General features: G+C 38.8%; 14 protein-coding genes. 9 read left to right on the forward strand and 5 right to left on the reverse strand.

All coding sequences use genetic code 11. The features are described from left to right. Positions 1 to 60: 60 nt before the first annotated feature. Both E0E36_RS08315 and E0E36_RS08320 read right to left on the reverse strand, forming a co-directional pair. The gene (locus tag E0E36_RS08315) at positions 61 to 519 is read right to left on the reverse strand and encodes a hypothetical protein (RefSeq protein ID WP_130855560.1); all 459 of its coding nucleotides are present in this window, start codon (positions 517 to 519) and stop codon (positions 61 to 63) included. A gap of 5 nt (positions 520 to 524) precedes the next feature. After that, positions 525 to 2,036, reverse strand: coding sequence for a hypothetical protein (locus E0E36_RS08320; RefSeq protein ID WP_130855561.1), 1,512 nt, complete (start codon positions 2,034 to 2,036; stop codon positions 525 to 527). A 244-nt stretch (positions 2,037 to 2,280) separates the two neighbouring features. Between E0E36_RS08320 and E0E36_RS08325 the strand changes: the two genes are divergently transcribed. Then, on the forward strand, positions 2,281 to 2,523 hold the full coding sequence (locus tag E0E36_RS08325) for a hypothetical protein (protein WP_130855562.1): 243 nt from the start codon (positions 2,281 to 2,283) through the stop codon (positions 2,521 to 2,523). Between the two features lie 61 nt (positions 2,524 to 2,584). Here the strand turns inward: E0E36_RS08325 and E0E36_RS08330 are convergent, their stop codons facing one another. Continuing rightward, positions 2,585 to 3,178, reverse strand: coding sequence for a hypothetical protein (locus tag E0E36_RS08330; RefSeq protein ID WP_130855563.1), 594 nt, complete (start codon positions 3,176 to 3,178; stop codon positions 2,585 to 2,587). Between the two features lie 208 nt (positions 3,179 to 3,386). Between E0E36_RS08330 and E0E36_RS08335 the strand changes: the two genes are divergently transcribed. The 4 genes from E0E36_RS08335 to E0E36_RS08350 all read left to right on the forward strand — a co-directional run bounded on the left by E0E36_RS08335 (position 3,387) and on the right by E0E36_RS08350 (position 8,704). Further along, on the forward strand, positions 3,387 to 3,767 hold the full coding sequence (locus tag E0E36_RS08335; RefSeq protein ID WP_130855564.1) for a hypothetical protein: 381 nt from the start codon (positions 3,387 to 3,389) through the stop codon (positions 3,765 to 3,767). Positions 3,768 to 4,017: 250 nt separating this feature from the next. Then, positions 4,018 to 7,200 (forward strand): SusC/RagA family TonB-linked outer membrane protein, encoded by a 3,183-nt coding sequence (locus tag E0E36_RS08340; RefSeq protein WP_130855565.1) that lies wholly within the window; start codon positions 4,018 to 4,020, stop codon positions 7,198 to 7,200. 143 nt (positions 7,201 to 7,343) lie between these two features. Then, complete coding sequence (locus E0E36_RS08345; protein WP_165446944.1) at positions 7,344 to 8,252, forward strand: FecR family protein; 909 nt, start codon at positions 7,344 to 7,346, stop codon at positions 8,250 to 8,252. A gap of 182 nt (positions 8,253 to 8,434) precedes the next feature. Next, positions 8,435 to 8,704: a hypothetical protein gene (locus E0E36_RS08350; protein ID WP_130855567.1), complete on the forward strand. Its 270-nt coding sequence runs from the start codon at positions 8,435 to 8,437 to the stop codon at positions 8,702 to 8,704. A 316-nt stretch (positions 8,705 to 9,020) separates the two neighbouring features. On the opposite strand, the gene E0E36_RS08355 is transcribed toward E0E36_RS08350, so the two are convergent. Both E0E36_RS08355 and E0E36_RS08360 read right to left on the reverse strand, forming a co-directional pair. Beyond that, positions 9,021 to 9,341, reverse strand: a complete 321-nt coding sequence (locus tag E0E36_RS08355) for a hypothetical protein (RefSeq protein WP_130855568.1) — start codon at positions 9,339 to 9,341, stop codon at positions 9,021 to 9,023. Positions 9,342 to 9,650: 309 nt separating this feature from the next. Next, positions 9,651 to 10,520 carry a hypothetical protein gene (locus tag E0E36_RS08360; RefSeq protein ID WP_130855569.1) on the reverse strand — a complete coding sequence of 290 codons (870 nt, stop codon included), beginning with the start codon at positions 10,518 to 10,520 and terminating at the stop codon, positions 9,651 to 9,653. A 448-nt stretch (positions 10,521 to 10,968) separates the two neighbouring features. Between E0E36_RS08360 and E0E36_RS08365 the strand changes: the two genes are divergently transcribed. The 4 genes from E0E36_RS08365 to E0E36_RS08380 all read left to right on the forward strand — a co-directional run bounded on the left by E0E36_RS08365 (position 10,969) and on the right by E0E36_RS08380 (position 19,152). Further along, complete coding sequence (locus tag E0E36_RS08365; RefSeq protein WP_130855570.1) at positions 10,969 to 12,189, forward strand: hypothetical protein; 1,221 nt, start codon at positions 10,969 to 10,971, stop codon at positions 12,187 to 12,189. Positions 12,190 to 12,667: 478 nt separating this feature from the next. Continuing rightward, complete coding sequence (locus E0E36_RS08370; protein WP_130855571.1) at positions 12,668 to 15,367, forward strand: lanthionine synthetase LanC family protein; 2,700 nt, start codon at positions 12,668 to 12,670, stop codon at positions 15,365 to 15,367. A 44-nt stretch (positions 15,368 to 15,411) separates the two neighbouring features. Then, on the forward strand, positions 15,412 to 18,594 hold the full coding sequence (locus tag E0E36_RS08375; protein ID WP_130855572.1) for an NAD(P)/FAD-dependent oxidoreductase: 3,183 nt from the start codon (positions 15,412 to 15,414) through the stop codon (positions 18,592 to 18,594). Between the two features lie 21 nt (positions 18,595 to 18,615). Next, a complete protein-coding gene (locus tag E0E36_RS08380) occupies positions 18,616 to 19,152 on the forward strand; it encodes a peroxiredoxin family protein (RefSeq protein WP_130855573.1) in 537 nt (178 codons plus the stop codon). Positions 19,153 to 20,012: the final 860 nt, after the last annotated feature.

The raw sequence follows: 20,012 nt of genomic DNA on the forward strand, positions 1-20,012 counted from the left end.
TGCAATATGAATTGAAATTGAATCCACATCCAAGGTACTTGAAAATCTGTTCTTTTGTTTTTAGTGAATCTGCTTATATTCTTTTTTGTCTCTATAAGGTTTAAGATAAAAGGAAAAATTGTAGACTTCTCCTTTTTTTGCAGACAGGCCATACTTTAGGTTTTCAAAACCCATTGCTCTTGCCTCCAGTTTGTACTTACCAGGCTGTAGTTCGGCATGGAAGTAACCGTTAGAATCACAGGGAACGCGTCTGTCGCCAATCCATATGTCCGAAATTTTCAGCCGGTCACCGGTAGATGCTTCCAGAATAGTTCCCTGAACCGTTGAACTTTCACTTTCAGTCATTTCCCTATTTACAGTTACTCTCGCCGAATTCCCATTGTCGATCATTTTGGCTTGCTTGCAAGAGCTGGCCAGGATAAAAATCGCCGATACTAATGTGAGCTGTATGTATTTCATAATAATGAGATTGTCTGCAATGATCCGGTTTTTATGAGTGACATCTTCTATATTGTTCAAATATATCACAATTTTATGGGCGGTTTACATTTCAATCCTGCAGGGGCTTCATCACCATATACGGTACCTGTCTGTTCAGCACTCAGGCGGTTCTGGATTCGTTCTTTGTCAGTATCAGAAAGTTGGCTATTATTCATAAAATCCAATCCGCCCCATGCCAGGTCGTTATAAATATAACTGTCAATCGAATATCCGCACGCAATACCATAATCTTCCAGTGCTTTGGCAATATCACCTACGAATGATTTAACCATCTGATCATGTTGAATATCAGCATAATCCGGATGTTTGGATTGTGACCATGCTTTTACCATGCCCGGGTAATCTTTCTGTGCATTGAGCGGATCATACCTGAAATAGACTGTTAAATATGCATGGACGGCTTCGTGCATCATAGTTCTGGCCATGGCTAAGGTGGTTGCATTTTGGAATTTGCTGAAGTCTATGGTCGTCAGAGCGCCACCTGTGATAAGCGTGGTTATCCCATTTATATTAGGTCCTAACGGCCCCTCTTTGACCGTCCAGTTCCAGTTGGGTACCTGGCCGGAGAACTTGGTAATGATTTCTGCAATTTTGCCATCTTTAAGGTTCTTTATACCTTCCAGTGCAGATCTTAGGCAAAAGCTCGTTAGGGAGTCTTTAATGTTTTCATCGAACTGAGCCATTTCTTCTTCAATGGAACCACCGGTTCCACCACCGCCATCCGGAGGGGTTGGAGGAACGCCGTCATCGATATAAGTACAGTTTACCTCACTGGAAGAAGTAAGCGTCCAAGGTACAGGTTGGGCGCCTGCAAAGCCGCAATCCGGTAATGGCGTCCAGGGATAATCACATGAGTTACCGGCCCGCCCGTAGGTTGTAGTTACCGTGTAATTGCCATTACCAATATCAGCACCTGTACAATAAGAAAACCAACTGCACTCCTGGTCACAAATCCAGCGGGCGTTCTCAGATGCATTCTTATTGCCCGAATTTTCGGTGACCAACTGACCATTTTGGTACCGGTGAAGCGTCCGGTGTCCTGAAAAGTCATCAAGTACCAGCCATCCGGTAAACCGGTCAAAATTTCCGATCGGGGAAGTTGGCGATCCGGAAAGGGAATCCACCTCAGCCGAATACGTAGCGCGGTAGAAAACGAACTTATCTGCCTGCGATAGTAGCCTTTTTACCACAATAAATTGCTGGAGGTTTACGGCTTGCACCGGCGTTATAGCCCCGGATGGAACCGTTAAATAGGGGTTTATTGGAATATAATAGTAAACCGCCGTATCACCTGCCTTTTTATTGGAAGTAGATTGCCAGTCGGGCGACCATGTCATGGTCAGCGAGTCCTTAAAAGGTGTCGTTAATTTGGCTTGCAGATTTAAGGCCTCATATTTTTCCTTAATTAGGGCCGTTGCATCTTCCTCGCTGCTTCCAGGAAACTGAGATGGCAGCTCCTTCTTTGAGCAGGCATGCATAAAAATTACTGTAACAAATAGGGTTACAACTACTCGAATTAGGGTAATTCTTTTCATATTGGAGTTTGGGTTAAGGTTATGTCAGGGATTTGGTTTCACAAGACAGGCGTAAAGAAAAACATTTGCGATTAAATTTTCATGGTGTTAACAAAATACCGGGAAATACCGGCTGTTCATTTGCGTTCTTTCGCAAATAAAATTCCGTGATGAACTTACTAATGATGGGAGATTATGGTACCTTTTTATCCCAGGTACGTTATTATTTACGACAACGCCATTTTAGAATTATTTCTTATTAACTATGATCTTACTTTTTTTACAGATTTCCATTTTTGTTTTCGGACCTACCCCTGTACTTGCGTTATTAGGAATTGATATTACCGGGCGTTATGAACTTGTTTATGAAAACCTGATAAAAGAGCTCAATACCATTCTCTTCGCTGTCAGAGTTATATTTATTCTGACGTTTTTTATGCGCTGGATTTTAGAGTATGTAGAAGTTAAGGCTTTTAATATCAAAGGAAATGAAAATGTAAGGAAGTAACTATGAGCCGGTCCCTGTGAAGTCGCTCAAGTGCTTTGAACGAAAGTAAAATAGTGCTTTTTCAAAGCCAGTATATCCAGGCCGTTACTTCATGGTCTGATGAAATAAATTTCGTTTTAAGGTAAATTGCACAGTTATTTTTGGTAATATGGCCGAACCACCATTTGTTAATAGGTTTCGATTTGAGAGATACGATTTCCGACTCTGCCACTTCATAACCACATAATTTGTATAAAAGCTCAAGAAATATCTTTTTATATTTAGTTGGCAGTAGATGCTCTCGGGCACACATTCCAAGCTTTTCTTTTTCACTATAGTACCTCATTTCCCAGTAATAGATTGCTCCTCGGACTATTGAATCAGGTGTATAATAATACTCAATGGTTAGCGGCAGCGTCCCATGTTGTTTTCGTTCCACAATCAGAGGGCTGGAGCTCCCTAGATCATATTTGTGTTTATTTGCTATGAGTCTAAAAGGACTATCCACTTTAATGTTTGTTTTGTTAAAATACATGATGGAAGTAGGATCTATTTTCTTCTCAAATGCAATAATTTCTGAAATCTTTGATCCTTTTATTATCCAAAGTGAATCTAGTTTCTGAGAAGCAGCTATAAATGGTGAAAGAATGAAAATGGTTGCTAATTTACAAAGCATATGAGTTGGCTTTGATATATTTACGTATGAACATCATAGTTGGTTTTCCCTACTTTTTATCGCAAAATTTACTGGGGTTAAGTAAATCGATAGTACTTAAATTTGTTTCAAAGAAAGTTTGTCAATTGATGGTATGATAAATAGGTAGGAGGCTAACCGGTAATAGCAGGGAGACAGCCGCTTTGTAGATGTTGAAATATGGAAGGGTATGTGTAAGCGGAAAGATTTTTTTTATACAGGGGCTGATATAGTGAAGGCAATATTATCCCGGGAGCAATGGAATATAGAAGGTTTAATGGAAGATCTGGTTTTTGCCCGGGTTTCTGAAAAGAGGTACAAAATCATTCAGGTTGAGATTGAAGAACTGAGACGCCATGATATTGAATTACATGATTTCCTTGAGGAGCGAAATGATATAGAGCCATGTGAAGGAGCGATTCCGCCCATATTAATTGGCAGAAGGATGAATGATGGGCCGAACAACGAAAATTTAGTAATAGATGGGTTTTACCGGGTTGCCATGGCATTAGCTGCAGGACATAAAACCATTGAAGCATTTGTTCCGGAATGGGGAACAGTATATCTCTAATAAAGTAGAGGCTTTCGCATTCATTAGTTTTAAACCCGGCAATTTCTCAAATGCATTTCTTTAGTTACCTACGCCTATCGTAAAGAAACAAGAACGGATGAAATAGCAAAAGGTACCATCAACCGTTAATTTTTTTTTTGTTTCATAAAAATTATGCCTTTTTTATAAAAAAACAGCATGGTCCAATAGTACATTTTCTCATTCTGGCCGTTTAGGAGATAAAGGGTTATCCCCCCAAGAGTTATCCTTTATGCCTTGTAGAGTCATATTAGTTATAATCTCAATTTTACTTATCAGTTTAAATGTTCATAGCCAGGGTTACCCAGGCTGGCGTATCGTTTCCTGTAAGCGGGAGCTGAGCATAGCCGACCTGCTTGAAATTATCCGATTGCAAACCGGTGTGTCTTCCTCATATTATCATGATGCCTTTAATCGCCATTCTAAAATTAAGATTAATGTACTGGAAGAACCCTTGGACAATGTATTGAAACTAATATTCAGCGGGAAGAAAGTTCAATGGTGTTACCATAAGGAAAACCTACGTATTTTTTTAGGACATGCAGATGTAGGGGAGCTGCCCGAGGCGCTTCCGAGGAATGTAGTGGGCTGGGTAACCGATGATCGTGGCAGACCCATACCGGCAGTTTCCCTGATCATATCCCAAAGTGGAAAGTGGACTTTCAGTGATAATGAAGGGAAGTTTTTCCTAAAAGATGTAGGTCCTAAGGACAGTTTGCAGCTATTTAGATTAGGCTATCATGCGCGCGAATTGCCGATAATCGGGGACACGCTACATCTCAAACTGGAGCCGCTCATCATCCCCCTGCGTGAAGTAAAGGTAAAAGGAAAGATAGATGACGGCGCCAGTTCGGTTACTCATTTGCAAAGAAAAACATTAGTCGAAGATAACCCCGGTTCTGTGCTCAACCTGCTCCAGGGCAGGGCGTCCGGATTATTTATAAGTTCGACCTCCGGTTTACCGGGAGGCAGCTACCGAATACGCCTAAGAGGTCAAAACAGTTTGGAAAGCATCTGCGATCCCCTCATCATTGTAGATGGTGTGTTACTGCCCGCCAATACTTTTCAGGATAACCTGAGCGATATGATAAGCGCAGGGCAAAATCAAACGACCTTTTACGCAAACAGTCCTTTCAATCTCTTGATAGCAAACGACATTGCCGACATTACCATTTTAAAAGATGCTAGCGCCTGCAGCTTATATGGAGCAAAGGGCGCCAATGGAGTAATATTGATCAGGAGTAAACAAGCCAATCCCCAAAATAAAGGAGTGGATTTTCAATTTTCTCGCGGAGTCGGCCAGGCAGTTAAACTTAATCGGTACATGGATACGCGCCAATATCTTGACATGCGGCGGGAGGGGATACGTAATGATAGCAGATCGGTTTCCGTGACCGATGTGGATATTACCCGATGGGACAGTTCGCGTTATACAGACTGGCAGAAAGAAATGATCGGTAACAGGGGCTTATTGTCTGATGGCTATATAAGCATTACAGGGGGTAAGGAAAAATTAAGTTATCGGGTCAGCGGTTTATATCATCGGGAGGAAACACTTTTTCCGACAAACAACTTTTTCTATCGCAAGATGGGAAGCAATATAATGATGAAATACGCTCCGAACAGCCGATTGGGTTTAAACTTGATAGGAAACTATACCACTGATCTCCGGCTATTGCCCGGCAAGGACCTAACTGTTTTCTCCGTTCTTCCTCCCAATGCCCCCGGTGGATACAAAGCCGACCATTCTCTTAATTTCGAGCAGGAAGGAGACAATCCCTACATTTACCTGCTTCGTACAGATAACACTAAAAGCAAGCACTTCAGAACCGCTCTTAACGGTTTTTATACGCTTGGGCAAAATACCGTTATCCGATTGGTAGCCGGAATGGGAACGTGGAGCAGCCGGAATACGCAGGTAACCCCGGCAAGCTCATTTGATCCCCGGTTAAATATTCGAGCAGGTCATAGCAGTTTTTATGATCAGCGGAACACAACCGGAATGGCAAATTTTCAAGTTGAATGGGGGAAAGAGATGAAGGCATTTACCCTTTCCCTGAATGCCGGTATAAATCTTCAGGGTGAAAATGAATTAAAAAGGCATCGCTTGGGAACGGGATATACTATGGACGGCTATCTGGATAAACCGGGAGCCGCAGGGCAATTATTATTGCTTTCCCGTGATGAAAGCACGTATCTGTACCGGTCTTATTTCTCAAGAGTCGAATTGAAAGCACTTAATAAATTCACGCTTTCGTTGACGGGCAGCAGGGACGGGTCAAATCAACTCAGCAGGGGAAAGCAATTTGGCTCCTTCGGAACCGTCGGCTTTGCATGGTCGTTCGGTAAAGAGCGCATTTTCAGGAAATTTGAATTGTTGAATTATGGAAAGATCAGGGGAAGCTGGGGATTGATGGGCAATGACCGCTTTATTGGAAACATTGGAGGGAATTATGTTACAATACCAAACACGGATCATCCTTTCAGTACGCCGTCATATGGTTGGGAGCATGTGCGAAAAGCTGAATTGGGGATAGATATCGGGTTGCTGCAAGATAAAATTTCGTTCACATTCAATTATTATAACAACCGGAGTACGGACCTCTTGCTGACCGGGCGCTATCAGGCGCCGGCATCCTTTCCTCATTTTCCGGTAAGCTACCCGGCGGTCATTGAAAATAAAGGGTTTGAAATGAGTATGGAGCTTGTATGGTTTGATGCAGGTGATTTCTCGTGGACCACTTCATTCAATATCAGTGTTCCCCAAATGAGGTTACGAGCGTTCCCCGGAATTTCTGAAACAGTATACCGGAATCGATATATTCCGGGAAAATCTTTGGATGTCCTGGTAGGTAACCGGTTTGAAGGTATTGATCCTGCTACCGGGGTATACAGTTTCCAAAACAAACTTACCGGTTTTAATCTAGGGCCATCGATGCATGGAGGATTGCAGAACAATATCAGGTACAAGGAATTAGAGCTCAGTTTTATGGTCAAATTTGCAGACCAACAAAACCGGAACCCTCTATTGGGAACAACGGCACCGGGAATGTTAAGTAATCAGTTCATTGATAACTGGTCAAGATGGTCAAAACCCGGTGATGATGCACTGGTCCAAAGATACACGGCAACAGAAGGCTCAGCTGCTTATGAGCAATACCAAAGGATTCTTCGCAGTGATGCAGCCTTGGTGAATGCAAGCTTTATAAGGTTACAGAACCTGATAATGGCTTATCATTTCCCTCCCAGGTTGGCACGGGCCATCGGGGGAAAAGGATGTACGGCGTATTTTCAGCTACTTAATTTTTTTACAGTCTCAGGCTATGCAGGTCGTGATGCGGAAATTTTCGGTTCGGGTCCTGAATTTTATCCATCTGTCCGTGCAGCTTCTGCCGGAATAAAGGTTTCATTTTAAATCACCGCACAATTATGGTTTTAAATGTATTTCAATTTAGATCGGCTGTCCTGATGCCTTTGATTTTTATTTTCGGGTGTGTATCAAATTCCACAAAGAACGTTGCTAATGAAGTAGCAAATTCCCTAACAGCTAAAGAATTTATGTCACAGAATGAGGACAATGAGCAAAACTCAACAACAGATCCGACTATTGCCCATGGTCTGGCACTTTATTTACCTGAACACAGACTTTCAGTTGGTCTGGAATACGGTGCACCTGAGCATACCCAATATCCTCATGGCCTTGCCATAACAACCTGTGGAAACCGTATGAGTTATAGCATCCTTCTCCCTTCCAATTTTTCAAAAGTGGGGTTATTATCGGTGCCAAGAAATCAGGATTATCGTTTTAAGTTAAGTGATAGTTCAGAGGTTTGGCTGAATTCCAATTCAAGAATAGTATTTCCATTTCTATTCGACAAACTACGACAGGTAACTGTAAACGGAGAAGCATATTTTAACATTGCGCGCCAAGAAGATAAAAATTCGCCAAAGATGTTCTACGTCAAATATCCGGATTATGAACTGAGCACAACCGAAAGTGTATTTGTTTCCCGATCCAGGGGAGCGGGCCTCCTTTATCTATCAGTATATCAGGGAAAGGTTAACGTGAAGTATGACGGAGAGGTTAATGAGATACCTGCCGGTTATGAGGCCACATTTGCGGATGGAAGTTATATTAAAAAGCAGATAGATACGGTTAAAAAATCGATACCGCATTGGGCCCATCATACATTTGAGATTCCGCCGGGCACTACCTTGAAATCCCTGAAAAGAAAGTTGGAAAAAATTTATTCAATAAACATAGTCTTTGAAGATAGTGCTGCTACGAAAGTTGTTGCAGAAGGGGCGATCAATACGCAGGAGCCGATCAGCGAATATTTAAGAGACCTATGGTATGATACTGAAATAGATTATTACTTTTCTAAGAACAATGATACTGTTTATTTATCTAAGCCAGATATCGGCTGGCGCGATAAGGGCGGTTATGATTCCGTTGGAGTAAAATGAGGTTGCGGAAACTTCAAAATTACTTCAGGGCAATGTATATTATTTAACAACTTCGATAGTATAATGAGGTGCCCCAGTGCACAAATAGTGATTAATCCGCTTAATTTGCCGCAGGGAGAGGTAGGGCTTTTATAAGCGAGGGCTTTACTGATCCTTGTGGCATTAGCGGTAAATAAGGATATATGATGAAAGTTGTAAACATGTTTATTAATCTGATGCCAGGACTAAAGTGGAATTTCCGCATTCAGGCGTGGAAGCGGATGAAAAGAAAAAGGAAACCACATAAAGGAAAGCATTATACAAAGTTTGAAGAAGAGAGCAGTGTCGATGACTTAGTTCTGTTCGGCGGCGAGTTTGAGGTATTAGAAATTTCAATGGGACCATGTAAAATTATGAGGGACCCAACAGGAATTCCACCAAAAAAAATTGCCATTGGAATTGGGTTGAACTGACCTTTATCAGAGTCGTGATTAACTGTACCAACGTTTATAAATAGGGTCCAGTTAAAAGAGAAGCAAGGCTATTGTATCAGGAGTAGCTCTGGTGATCTTATACCCTGGATGGAATAATGGTGGTTTCTGAGGAATTAATATTTTTCAGGTTCTACTTGGTTGTGTAAAATCTTAAACGATTTCTCTGTTAGTTTAAAATAGTACGGTCACTTTTGGGCATTTTGTATCGGAAAGTAAAAAATTTATTGATCAGCGTGCACAATAATAAAAAAGCCAGGTTGAATAATTTATCAACCTGGCCGAAGCGCTAATCCTATCAGATTGTATAATTTGGTAAGTTCCGGATAAAGCACCATCCATTGTGCACTAAGGTTTTTGCCAAGGAGTTGAAATAGGTCCAGTCATCCTCATTGCGACCAGTGGCTCGGTTATAGGCCATGATAAACGTTGCTGCATCAAGATCTTCTTCCAGGTATGCCCTACCATCTTGCCGGTAGGAATACCCAGTAATATCAGCCTGAATACCCAAATCTACAATTGTTTGATAAGGCACTTCAAGCCATCCATGACCTGGATCTTCATGAAAGGTGAAGGTTGTAGGTAAGTTCAGTTGCTTTTCATTGATTTGCTTTTCCATAATGTATTTTTTTGTTTGAAGGCTTGGTAAGATTGCCGAATTCCGGCAAGGTTCCGTGGAATACCGGAAGGATGAGGATATGCCGCGAAAGACCTTGAAGGAAAAATGGGCAATCATATTTTTGCCGGCCCAACAAAAAATACATGGAAAAGCAATTGAATAAGGCAGGTTAGTTACAAACCCCTGTAGGCAGAAACTTAGTTTAGGGGTTAGGAAAATGAGGGAGTGGTCTTGGAAAAGCTTAATTAAATCTGTTTTATCCATATGGTAAAACAATAAAAGGGTGCAGATAACACCCTTTTATTAGGCTTAAAGCCCACTTAGTTCTTCATATTGGTGCTTTGATAATTCAATGTAATAATTCCAGCCATTGGCGCTGTCGATCAAGGAATCCAAATCGCCTTCAAATTTATAAATATCGCCATCACCCTGTAACAGGGCAAGTTTAGCACCTTCCATATCTTTTTGTTCCAGCATATCTACGAGTATGGTGCCGAAGGCGAAATAACGTGTACGATAGAGATTTTCAGTATCATAGATGTCCGCTTCTGCACGGGTTGATATAAAGTTACATTCAACAAATGAATATTCGTTTCTGTGGTTCAGTAGGATCATGGAATCTAAGATATGTTGTTTCAATTTATGAAAAATATACTCATTATCTAATGACGCGTCTGCTTCAAAGGTCAGCTTAGCACAGATATCTACCTGTTGTTTCATTTCATCTTCACCGGAATCATTGCCCAATAGTGAATAGATATTAAAACTATTCGTCCAATACCGTTCACCTGTGTGTTTGGCGCCGGCACGTAGGTATAAGTTTCCATATTTATCCAAAACCGTCTCATAGCCGGATAATTGTTGTTCCGGTTCAGGTAGTTTGCTGCGATTTAATTCCCTGATGTAGCTATACCCAGGGGACTCCTGTTCTATCTCTTCCAAAATTTCAAAGGGAATGGTTTCATCCGAATTGGAATGGAAGCTGACATCTCCAATCCATAAACTTAGATCCCCTATCCATTGGAGGTCCGGTAAGGTCAGCATCGCATCGTATATCTTTTTGAGCTGGTGGAGATATTCTCCTGTAATTTTAAGGATTGCAAAATCTACCTGATCCCACTCGCTGTCACTGTAAGCTTTCAGCAACAGGTTGTTCGTTCTTTTTTCTGTGATTTCCATTTTCATATTGCTTTTTTATGCCGGAAATTGGCGGTCGTATGGATGCAAGAAACGTGGAATAAAGCCTAAGCATTTATGCCGCGAAAGTTCTTGCAGACATAAATGGCCGCAAATAATTTCGCATAATAAAAAGCGGTTGAAAATGGATTGGAAAAATGAATGTAGGTAGCCTGGGCTCTGGATTTTAACAGCGTGCAGGCTTTTGATTTTTGCGTTTATTTCGATTTAAAAATGTTACACGGTTTACCGGCGGCTATTACTGAGATGCAAAGTAAAGCTATAACCTTAGCTTGCCATTGAGCTACGTTTATTGATTTCTTTAAATATAAATTACCCAAATTATATTGCATCCCGAGTTTTCCAAATAAGCTATTTCAATGCAACCTATCTGCAGGGACTTTCTTTAAATTGAAAGTATCAATTAAGATTTTCCTCAAAATGACTGCTTATGGATCATTATAAAAATGTTCAACGATTGTTTGCCGTAGAGGTGGGCGAAAGATTCGAGGGGCGCCATCAGCTCTCTATGGAAATTCCACTACAGGAATCTCATGGTCAGCCAATCCTTGTAAGTAAGCAATTAAGAGGTGAGGATTGGGAAATGGATAGTGTTGAAGTTGTTACACCTGAGGGTTTCCTCGTTAGATTTTGTGAATATAGAATACGGTCAGAGCAAAAAATATTGTATTACAAGCTAAATACACCTGCAATTTGTTATCATCTGCAGTATCAAGGGAATTGTAATTATTTAGTGACAAAAAAGCGGACGATATCACTTTATGAAAACCATTATCACATTCTGTCGCTCAAAAGAAATTACGAAAAAATTTTATTTAATAAAGGGGTCTATAGAACGGTTGAGCTTTATTGCACATCTTCCGCAATGGGTGACCTAAGATCAAAGACTTGTAATTTTGGATCAATTGATCGAAAGCAACAAATATCGAAAATGCAGGGAGAAAGCGTTTTTTATGGTCCTATTAGACCCGATATAGATAATGTCATTAAGCATCTGGCAGAGAGGGTTCATCAGGAGGATTTTGGAGGAACCGATCATTATAAATGTACATTTGTTAACTTGGTTACCCAGGCAATTAGGGGAGAAAATAACTATGTAAAATTTAATTGCAATATTCAGATATTTGATTTTTGTGTTAATTGGAAGGTATTTGTGCACTGCCCAACCATTGCAGAAAATGCATTAAGCGCCCCTGAGTCCATACTGATAAAAAGCGCCGCTGGCACTTTGTTGATCCAAAGTGATTCTGATAAAGAATTTTCATTATGGAATTTAGTGTCTTATTTTAGGTTTCCATTTGCTATTTATCTCAGTCCGGGAAGATCCCATTATGCATTACTTACATCAATAAGAAACAATTTGGTGTTTGTCCATTGGTATAAAGGTGTTGCCGCTGTGATTGTGCCTGGAAATGACGCGTTTTTAGAAATAAGTTCTGGGCCAAATATCTTCCATTTTAATAATGGCATTAGTCATTTTGTACTACATTGCCAGTACGAGATGGGGCTGAATGGGCAATCATATAAAGAAATTGAAGAAAAGCTAAGGTTACATCACCATGTTCAGCAATATTTTCCAAATGTGAATACTGAATACATATACCTAATTTACCAAGAATTAGTGTATAATGTCAAAGTTACTTTAAATTAATTCGTAATGACAACTGTGTTCCTTTCATATAAACAATGTGATCCCAATTTTACAATTTTACAAAAAAAATCTCCCTGCGTGTACATTGCAGTAGATGATTGTAGCTTTGGTATAATAAGAATTGAACAATAAAATAAGGCCATAAGTCTCCTGACATAGCAAACCCGTTAGATACTATACTTTAGAGTTTTTAATCCTCAAAATAACATCCAATATGACTTTTTCAATCTCTCATTTACCGTAAGTAACAAGTTTAGTTGAGCAATTACTTTGGCGATTCAAAAAAGGAATCGCTTGTAACTCAAATGAGCGATGTTATAGGATTCTCTTTGCTGACAACAATAGAGTTTATGATTTATTACTAATATTCATAACTATAGCGACGTGCAAAGAGATGTAGTTATGCTGGCTTTTCCCTAAAACATAACCGTTCCCAATTCTAGTCTATATATTTTGAAGTCATTAATTAATAAGCCATATGCCTACTAGCGTTAAGATTATTTCGGATAAGCAATGTTTTATCTCTGCGGATAGTATAGATTCTTACTTTAGTGGTAACCAGGTGAAAGAGTATAATGTTTTGTTAGACCAATTTGATTTAACTTATGATATAGTTGACTACTATTTACAAGTTGGGAAACCTAAAGGGATTCAAGGCTGGATTATTCATCTTTCTGCAGTGATTTCGCAAGTTCCCTATTTAATTGACGCTATTCTTCCGGAATTAATTCGCATTCAAGTGCCTTTTAAGATTCCGTTGAATAAGGAAATAGCTGAGAATATACTTTTTGGAAAATTCGGATACAGAAATCTCGCCAAAATTGTTTGTATTTACCCTCACGATTCTCAACAGTTACTTAAATTAATTCAATTCTTGCTGGAAAAAACAAAGGATTTTAAAGGACCTTTAATACCTACTGATTTTCAATTGGGCGGAATTGTTTTCGTTAGGTTTGGAAGTACTAACCCAATCATTAAAATTGATGGTGACGGAGTTGTTAAGAAGTATTTCTATACAGTTGATGGGAAATTAATTGAAGACAACTATCCAGTTCCTTTTAAATTATATGATGGTTTAGAATGGCCCTTTAGCTCAATAACAGCTTATAAAGTCATACCAAATTCGGATAATAGAAAATCTCGTATAAAAGTTTTGAGATCTATAGTGGAGGATTTTAAAGGGTCTGTTCATTTAATATCTTATAAAGTAGGGTTGTTTAGAAAGATTAAATGCATTCTAAAAGAGGGGCGATATTGTATGTATTCTGATGATTATGGCCGTGATATACAAGATAGACTAAGGTGGCAGTTTGAATTACATAAAGCATTAGAGAACATTATACCTATTCCAAAGGCACTCGATTTTTTCATTAGCAACAAGGACGCTAGTCTTATCATTGAATATATTGATGGTGAAATATTAGATAAAAAAATTGTATCTATCTATGATGGAAGAATATGGGCAGATCTAAGTGTCGATAAGAAAATAATAATATTCGGTTTTTTATTCCAAATTATCGATATGGTCTTTAAAATTCATCATCACGGATTTGTTCATAGGGATATCACACCAAATAATTTTATAGTTGGTGAATCAGGAAAGGTGTACATGATAGATTTAGAACTTATGTACTCAATTAACGGAAATATGCCTCGACCTCCGTTTATTCTTGGGACTAAGGGGTTTATGTCCCCAGAGCAAAGGAGAGCAGAAATACCGACAACTAAGGAGGATATATTTGCAATTGGTGCATTAATGATTGTTTTGTTTACTTGTTTGTTGCCAACGACTTTAAATTCTGGGTCAGAAATTGATTTGAAGAATAGGCTTATGGTCCTAATAGGAAACGAAGAACTTGTATGCTTGATATGCTGTTGTCTTCTGGAGAATAGTGACAACCGCCCAAATTTAGATACTTTAAAGGAGAGACTTACTAAAATTTATAATGAGAGCAATTTTTCACAACCAATTAAGATATCGAACGGAATAAGATTAAAGGTTTCCCAGAGCGTAAATTCTGCCATAAATGGACTTAAAAGCAGTGTTTTAGTCGATAAAAATGGTTTATGGTATTCTTCTTCACCGAAAGATAGCTTTATTAGCTCCAATTCCGAAGGCCCCTATTGTTTATTGACTGGCTTGTTTAACGGAATTCCTAGTGTTTTCTATACGCTATTTGAATTGAGACGAGCTGGATTTGACGTTGATAATGTCTTGAAAGATTGCTCCGAAGCAAATCTTAAATATTTAACTGATGAATGTTTTTCAAATTTGGATCAACTTTCTAATGGCCTTTATTATGGTACATATGGACTTGCAATGATGCTTGCATCTGGTGTAAAAAGCGGGTATATTATCAACAGCGAAGAAATTGAAAAGCTTATATCAGAATGTTTTAATAGTAAAGTACAAGGGGGTAACATTGCCTTTGGAGCTTCAGGCATGGGGCTTGCATTAATATATTGTTATGATTACTTGAATGCGGAATTTGTCCAGCAAAAATTAAAGGAAATTTGCAATTTCTTACTTGAAAGCCAAGAAAGCGATGGGTCTTGGTTTACGTCTGAAGATCCAAAAGGACCGGCAAGTAAATATTTGGGGCTTTCGTTTGGAATTTCTGGCATTTTGTACTTCCTACTCTCTTATATAAATATATTTTACGATGAGAAGACTGATTTGGCTATTGTAAGAGGTTTGGATTGGTTAGACAATCAAAAAAGTGAATATGGTGATGCATATTCGTGGACAATAAGTGTGAATAGTTCCGATACCGATCCCTGGTTTGCTAACGGGGTAACAGGAATAGCGTTCACTTTTATAAGAGCATTTCAGTTTTATAATAATGAGAAATATAAGCGAATTGTTAAAGGTGCCCTTTTAAATCATCCTGAGAGAATTGCATATCGTATTCTTGGCCAAAATGCTGGTTTGTGTGGACTTGGAGAGGTCTATTTGGAAGCATACAGTGTTTTTAAAGAGGATATTTGGCGACTGAGGGCAGATTGGATTGCAGAGTTATTAACAAACTTGTATACAAATATTGACCCCAATTCTTGTTTTTGGGTAATGGATAATTTGAATAATACTGCAGATTTAATGGATGGTAATTGTGGTACTATTCATTTCCTTGCAAGATGGCTAGAGCCTGAAAAGCTATCGATGCCAATATTTGTCTAGCTTTTATTTTACCTCAATTTTAGTTAAATCCCAAATGAATAAAAATGAGTAAAATAGCAATCATCATAGGCGCCGGACCAGCCGGTCTTACCGCAGCATATGAATTGTTGAAGAGAACAGATATCAAACCTGTCATTCTGGAGAAATCTGGTGATATAGGCGGTATTTCCAAAACAGTTAATTATAAAGGCAATCGAATAGATATTGGCGGTCATCGATTCTTTTCTAAATCGGACAGGGTAATGAACTGGTGGTTTAATATTATGCCGGTGGAAACTGTCGGACAGCCTACCATTAATATTAATTATCAGAACAAGTCCCGGACAATTGATACAGTGTCTACTGGGGTAAACGCAGGAGCAGATCCTGATAAGGTGATGTTAGTTCGCAAACGATTATCCAGGATCTATTTCCTGCGAAAGTTCTTTACTTACCCTATTCAGCTATCCCTTGACACCCTCACCAAGCTGGGCCTATGGACCACTATTGCTATTATGTTTTCTTATCTGAAGGCGCAGTTGTTTCCGCGTAATCCGGAAAGCAATCTCGAAGACTTTATGGTCAATCGCTTCGGGAAGGTGTTGTATAACCTGTTCTTCAAGGACTACACAGAAAAAGTATGGGGCATTCCTTGTAATAAAATATCTGCAGAGTGGGGGGTACAACGGATCAAAGGCGTATCTATCAGCAAAGCTATCCAGCATGCTATTCAATCAGCCACCAAAAAGAAGAAAGTAACCAGTGGCGACATTGCCCAAAAGGATACTGAAACCAGCCTCATAGAACAATTCCTGTATCCCAAATTCGGGCCGGGGCAGTTGTGGGAAGAGGTAGCCCGCCAGGTCGAAGAAATGGGAGGCAAGATACTCATGTACCATGATGTAAAGCGCATCTATACTTCTGAAGCTAATAACGCAGTCACAGCTATAGCAGCCATCAACAATATAACCGGTGAAACCAGCTACATGGAAGGAGATTACTTTTTCTCCACGATGCCGGTGCAGGAGCTGGTAGGAGGCATGGACGGCAGCGTTCCCGATGACGTTCGGGAGGTGGCTGCCGGCCTCCAGTACCGGGATTTCATTACAGTGGGAATTTTGTTGAAGCAAATGTCCTTCCAGGATAAGAAGACAGGGGAGTGGAAGCCGCTGCAACTCGAAGATACCTGGATATATATTCAAGAGAAAGATGTTAAAGTAGGAAGGTTACAACTTTTTAATAACTGGAGCCCGTATATGGTGAAAGATCCAAATACGGCATGGGTAGGGATGGAGTTCTTCTGTAATAAAACGGATGATTTTTGGAAGAAGTCGGATGAGGAGATCAAGCAGCTGGCGATTGCCGAGTTGGAGAAAATAGGGCTGGCTTCCGCTGGCAATGTATTGGATACAACGGTGCTAAGAGTAGAGAAGACATATCCGGCATATTTTGGGACGTATGAACGGTTTGATTTGGTGAAGGAGTATGTAGATAAGTTTGAGAACTTGTTTCTGGTGGGAAGGAACGGGATGCATAAGTATAATAATTCTGATCATAGTATGCTGACGGCGATGGTGGCGGTGGATAATATTGCGACGGGAGTGAAGCAGAAGGCAAATATATGGGGGATTAATACTGAGCAGGAATACCATGAAGAAACATCAAAGGTTTCTAGCCGGGAAGTTTTAAAGGATCAAAATCAATTAGAAGAATCTTTTAGCATCGATTTTAAGTCCTTTTTGTCAAATAATAAATTTAACAGGAAGTTGATATCGTTTGCATTTGTAGCAATGTTTATTCAACTTGTAATTTTTAAGTTTTTATATCCTTTTGCCAGTTTTATTCACGGTGATTCTTTCGTTTACTTGGAGTCTGCTTATCATAACCTGGATATTAATACTCATCCAATTGGGTATTCTAAATTTCTCAGATTATTTAGTGTTTTTTTTAAATCAGATATTTTGTTGGTAACCTTTCAATACTTGTTATTGGAAATGAGCGGCTTGGCGCTTCTATTTACTTTATTTTATTTTGTTAATGTAAGTAAAGTTTTAAAATTGGTTTTATTTGCTTTAATGCTTTTTAATCCTATATTTCTGCATTTAGCAAATTTAGTCTCTTCTGATGCTCTATTTCTGTCGTTGAGCCTGATTTGGTTTTCTCTATTAATTTGGAACATTTTCAAGCCTAGAAAGTCTATTATTCTTATAAGTGGAATTGTTTTATTCGTTGCCTTTACTGTTAGATATAATGCATTATACTATCCAATTATAGCCTTCGCAACCGTCCTATTGTCCAAGAAATTCCATTATTATAAACTCTTAGGTTTGGGCATAGGAATGGTGTTCATAATTTTTTTTATTGTGAATACTTCGAATCAGTATTATAAATTAACCGGAGTTAGACAGTTTTCTCCTTTTTCTGGCTGGCAAATAGCTAATAATGCTTTGTATGCCTATAGGTATGTTGATAGTGCAAAACGGAAACCTGTAGCAAAAGAGTTTCAGAGTTTAGATATGATGGTGCGAAATTATTTTGACACAACCAGAGATGTTAAAAGACATCCACAGGAGCTTCTAATTGCTAGTACAGTTTACATGTGGGATGATAGGTCGCCATTAGAATTATATAAAAAGAAAACATTTGAAAATGATTCAATTTCTGGTGGCGTAAAGAAATGGGCATCCCAAGGACCTCTTTATTCAAGATATGGGTATCATTTGATAGGCAAATATCCATTTGAATTCATGAAGTATTATTTATTACCAAATGCAATAAAATATTATGCTCCGCCTGTTGAGTTTTTAGAAAAGTATAATGACGGGAAAGATTCCGTACAGCAAATTGCTCAGGTATGGTTTGATCTCAAAAGCAAATATGTAACTACATTTAATAGAAATTATAAAATAAGTGTTCTTGACTTCTATCCACTTATAATAGGAGCATTAAATTCGGTCTTTGTTTTGGGTTTGATGAGCTTTATAATAATGAGAGGTCATAATCGGTATCCCATTTTAAGTAAAATTTTGACAATTGCGGCAATTTTGTGGATAGTAAATTTCGGATTTAGTGTTTTTGCATCGCCAATAGCCTTAAGGTTTCAGTTGTTCCCTAACATGGTTTTCTTATTAATAGACTTTTTGATAATTGATTTTCTGTTTAAAGAAGCAAAGCTCGGCGAGATCTCAAATATTCAGGAGGTTATGATAAACCATAAAATTAGTCAAGAAACATTATCTGCAAAGTGACTTTTGGAAAAAGTTGTCTATATGAAGCTGCAATTGTTTAAATATTCTGTCAATCCGTTGCTGGCTGTCTGTCTGCTCGTTTTACTATTGTTATCAAATTGTAACTTTACAAGTTCTCATTCTTTTCCGTTAAATGAGCCGATAACTACTGGTATGGAAGGAAGAACTTTGCCTTCATTTAATTTGCTATCAACTAACGGCGTTGCTTTCAATTCTAATGACATTCCTTTGGGTAAGCCTGTAATTCTATTGTTTATTCGTCCGGATTGTCCATTTTGTGAAGCCCAGATTGATGAAATTATTGATAATATAGAACTATTGATAAATTTCAGAATTTACTTAGTTACTTCATACCCACTGGAGGAATTGAAAGTAATTTACAAGAAGCGTGATTTAAAAAAGTACAATAACATTACCGCAGCTTCTGATCCTGAAAACTTTTTTCGGAGGTATTTTTCGGTTAAAAGTGTTCCTTATACAGTTATTTACGATGAGCAAAAAAAACTCTCCAGGGTATATGTAGGATTTATAGGTGTGTCAGAAATTTTGCAGTTGTAATGATCAGGTGTCTGATCATGATTTCTAAGGATACTATTTTGGTGGGAACGCCGAAAACCACAAGAAAAGAGTAGGCAATCTAAAACTAAAGTTTTTCCTTTTGATTTAAAAAGGGCCTGTAATTATGAAACTACCGAAAATTCTGTTAAGTGTTATAGGATTAACCTCTTTAGCAAGTGTTGTTTTTGCTTCCAAACTGAGAGAGACGCGAATAGAAAGGATTTTTTATAAAGAGGACTCGCAAATGCGCTGTACTGTTACAACAATTAAAATGTCCCAAACAACAACTGAAATTACAGTTGTACAGGTTAGATTAAGCACCGCTAAAACATCAGGGAGATGTGGCTTGCTTCGCCTTATCCAAGCCGTTTAGTAGTGATCAACTTTTTTATATTACGATTTCTTTTTAAGAGACCCAGAATACATCTATATGGTAAATGCTTAAACAAAAGTCCTTTTTCTCTAAATTGTCGTTTGATGCGCATCATAGGCTTATTCTTGTTGTCAACAAGAATGGCCGCAATGGGGAAGCTGAAAACCATTAGAAAAGAGTAAGCATATTTATTTTGTAAAGTTAGCCTTTGCTCTTAAAAGGCATCTATTTTATGAAAATAGCAAAAGTAATGTTAACAGCCCTTGGAGTGACAGCTGTTGTTGGTGCAGCACTTGCATCTAGAGCCACTACAGAAAGAGCATTTTATAAATCTGCATCCAACGGTCAATGCTCTGTTACCACATTGAGGTTTGCAACTACTACAAACAATCCTGCGGTTCCTTTAACTAGCTTAAGCACTGCTAAGACAACTAATCCGTGCCCTCAGATCCGCACAATTCAGGACCTTTAAATAGGTTAAGTTCCT

The organism is Olivibacter jilunii (genome assembly GCF_900607235.1).
Taxonomy (GTDB): Bacteria; Bacteroidota; Bacteroidia; order Sphingobacteriales; family Sphingobacteriaceae; genus Olivibacter; species Olivibacter oleidegradans.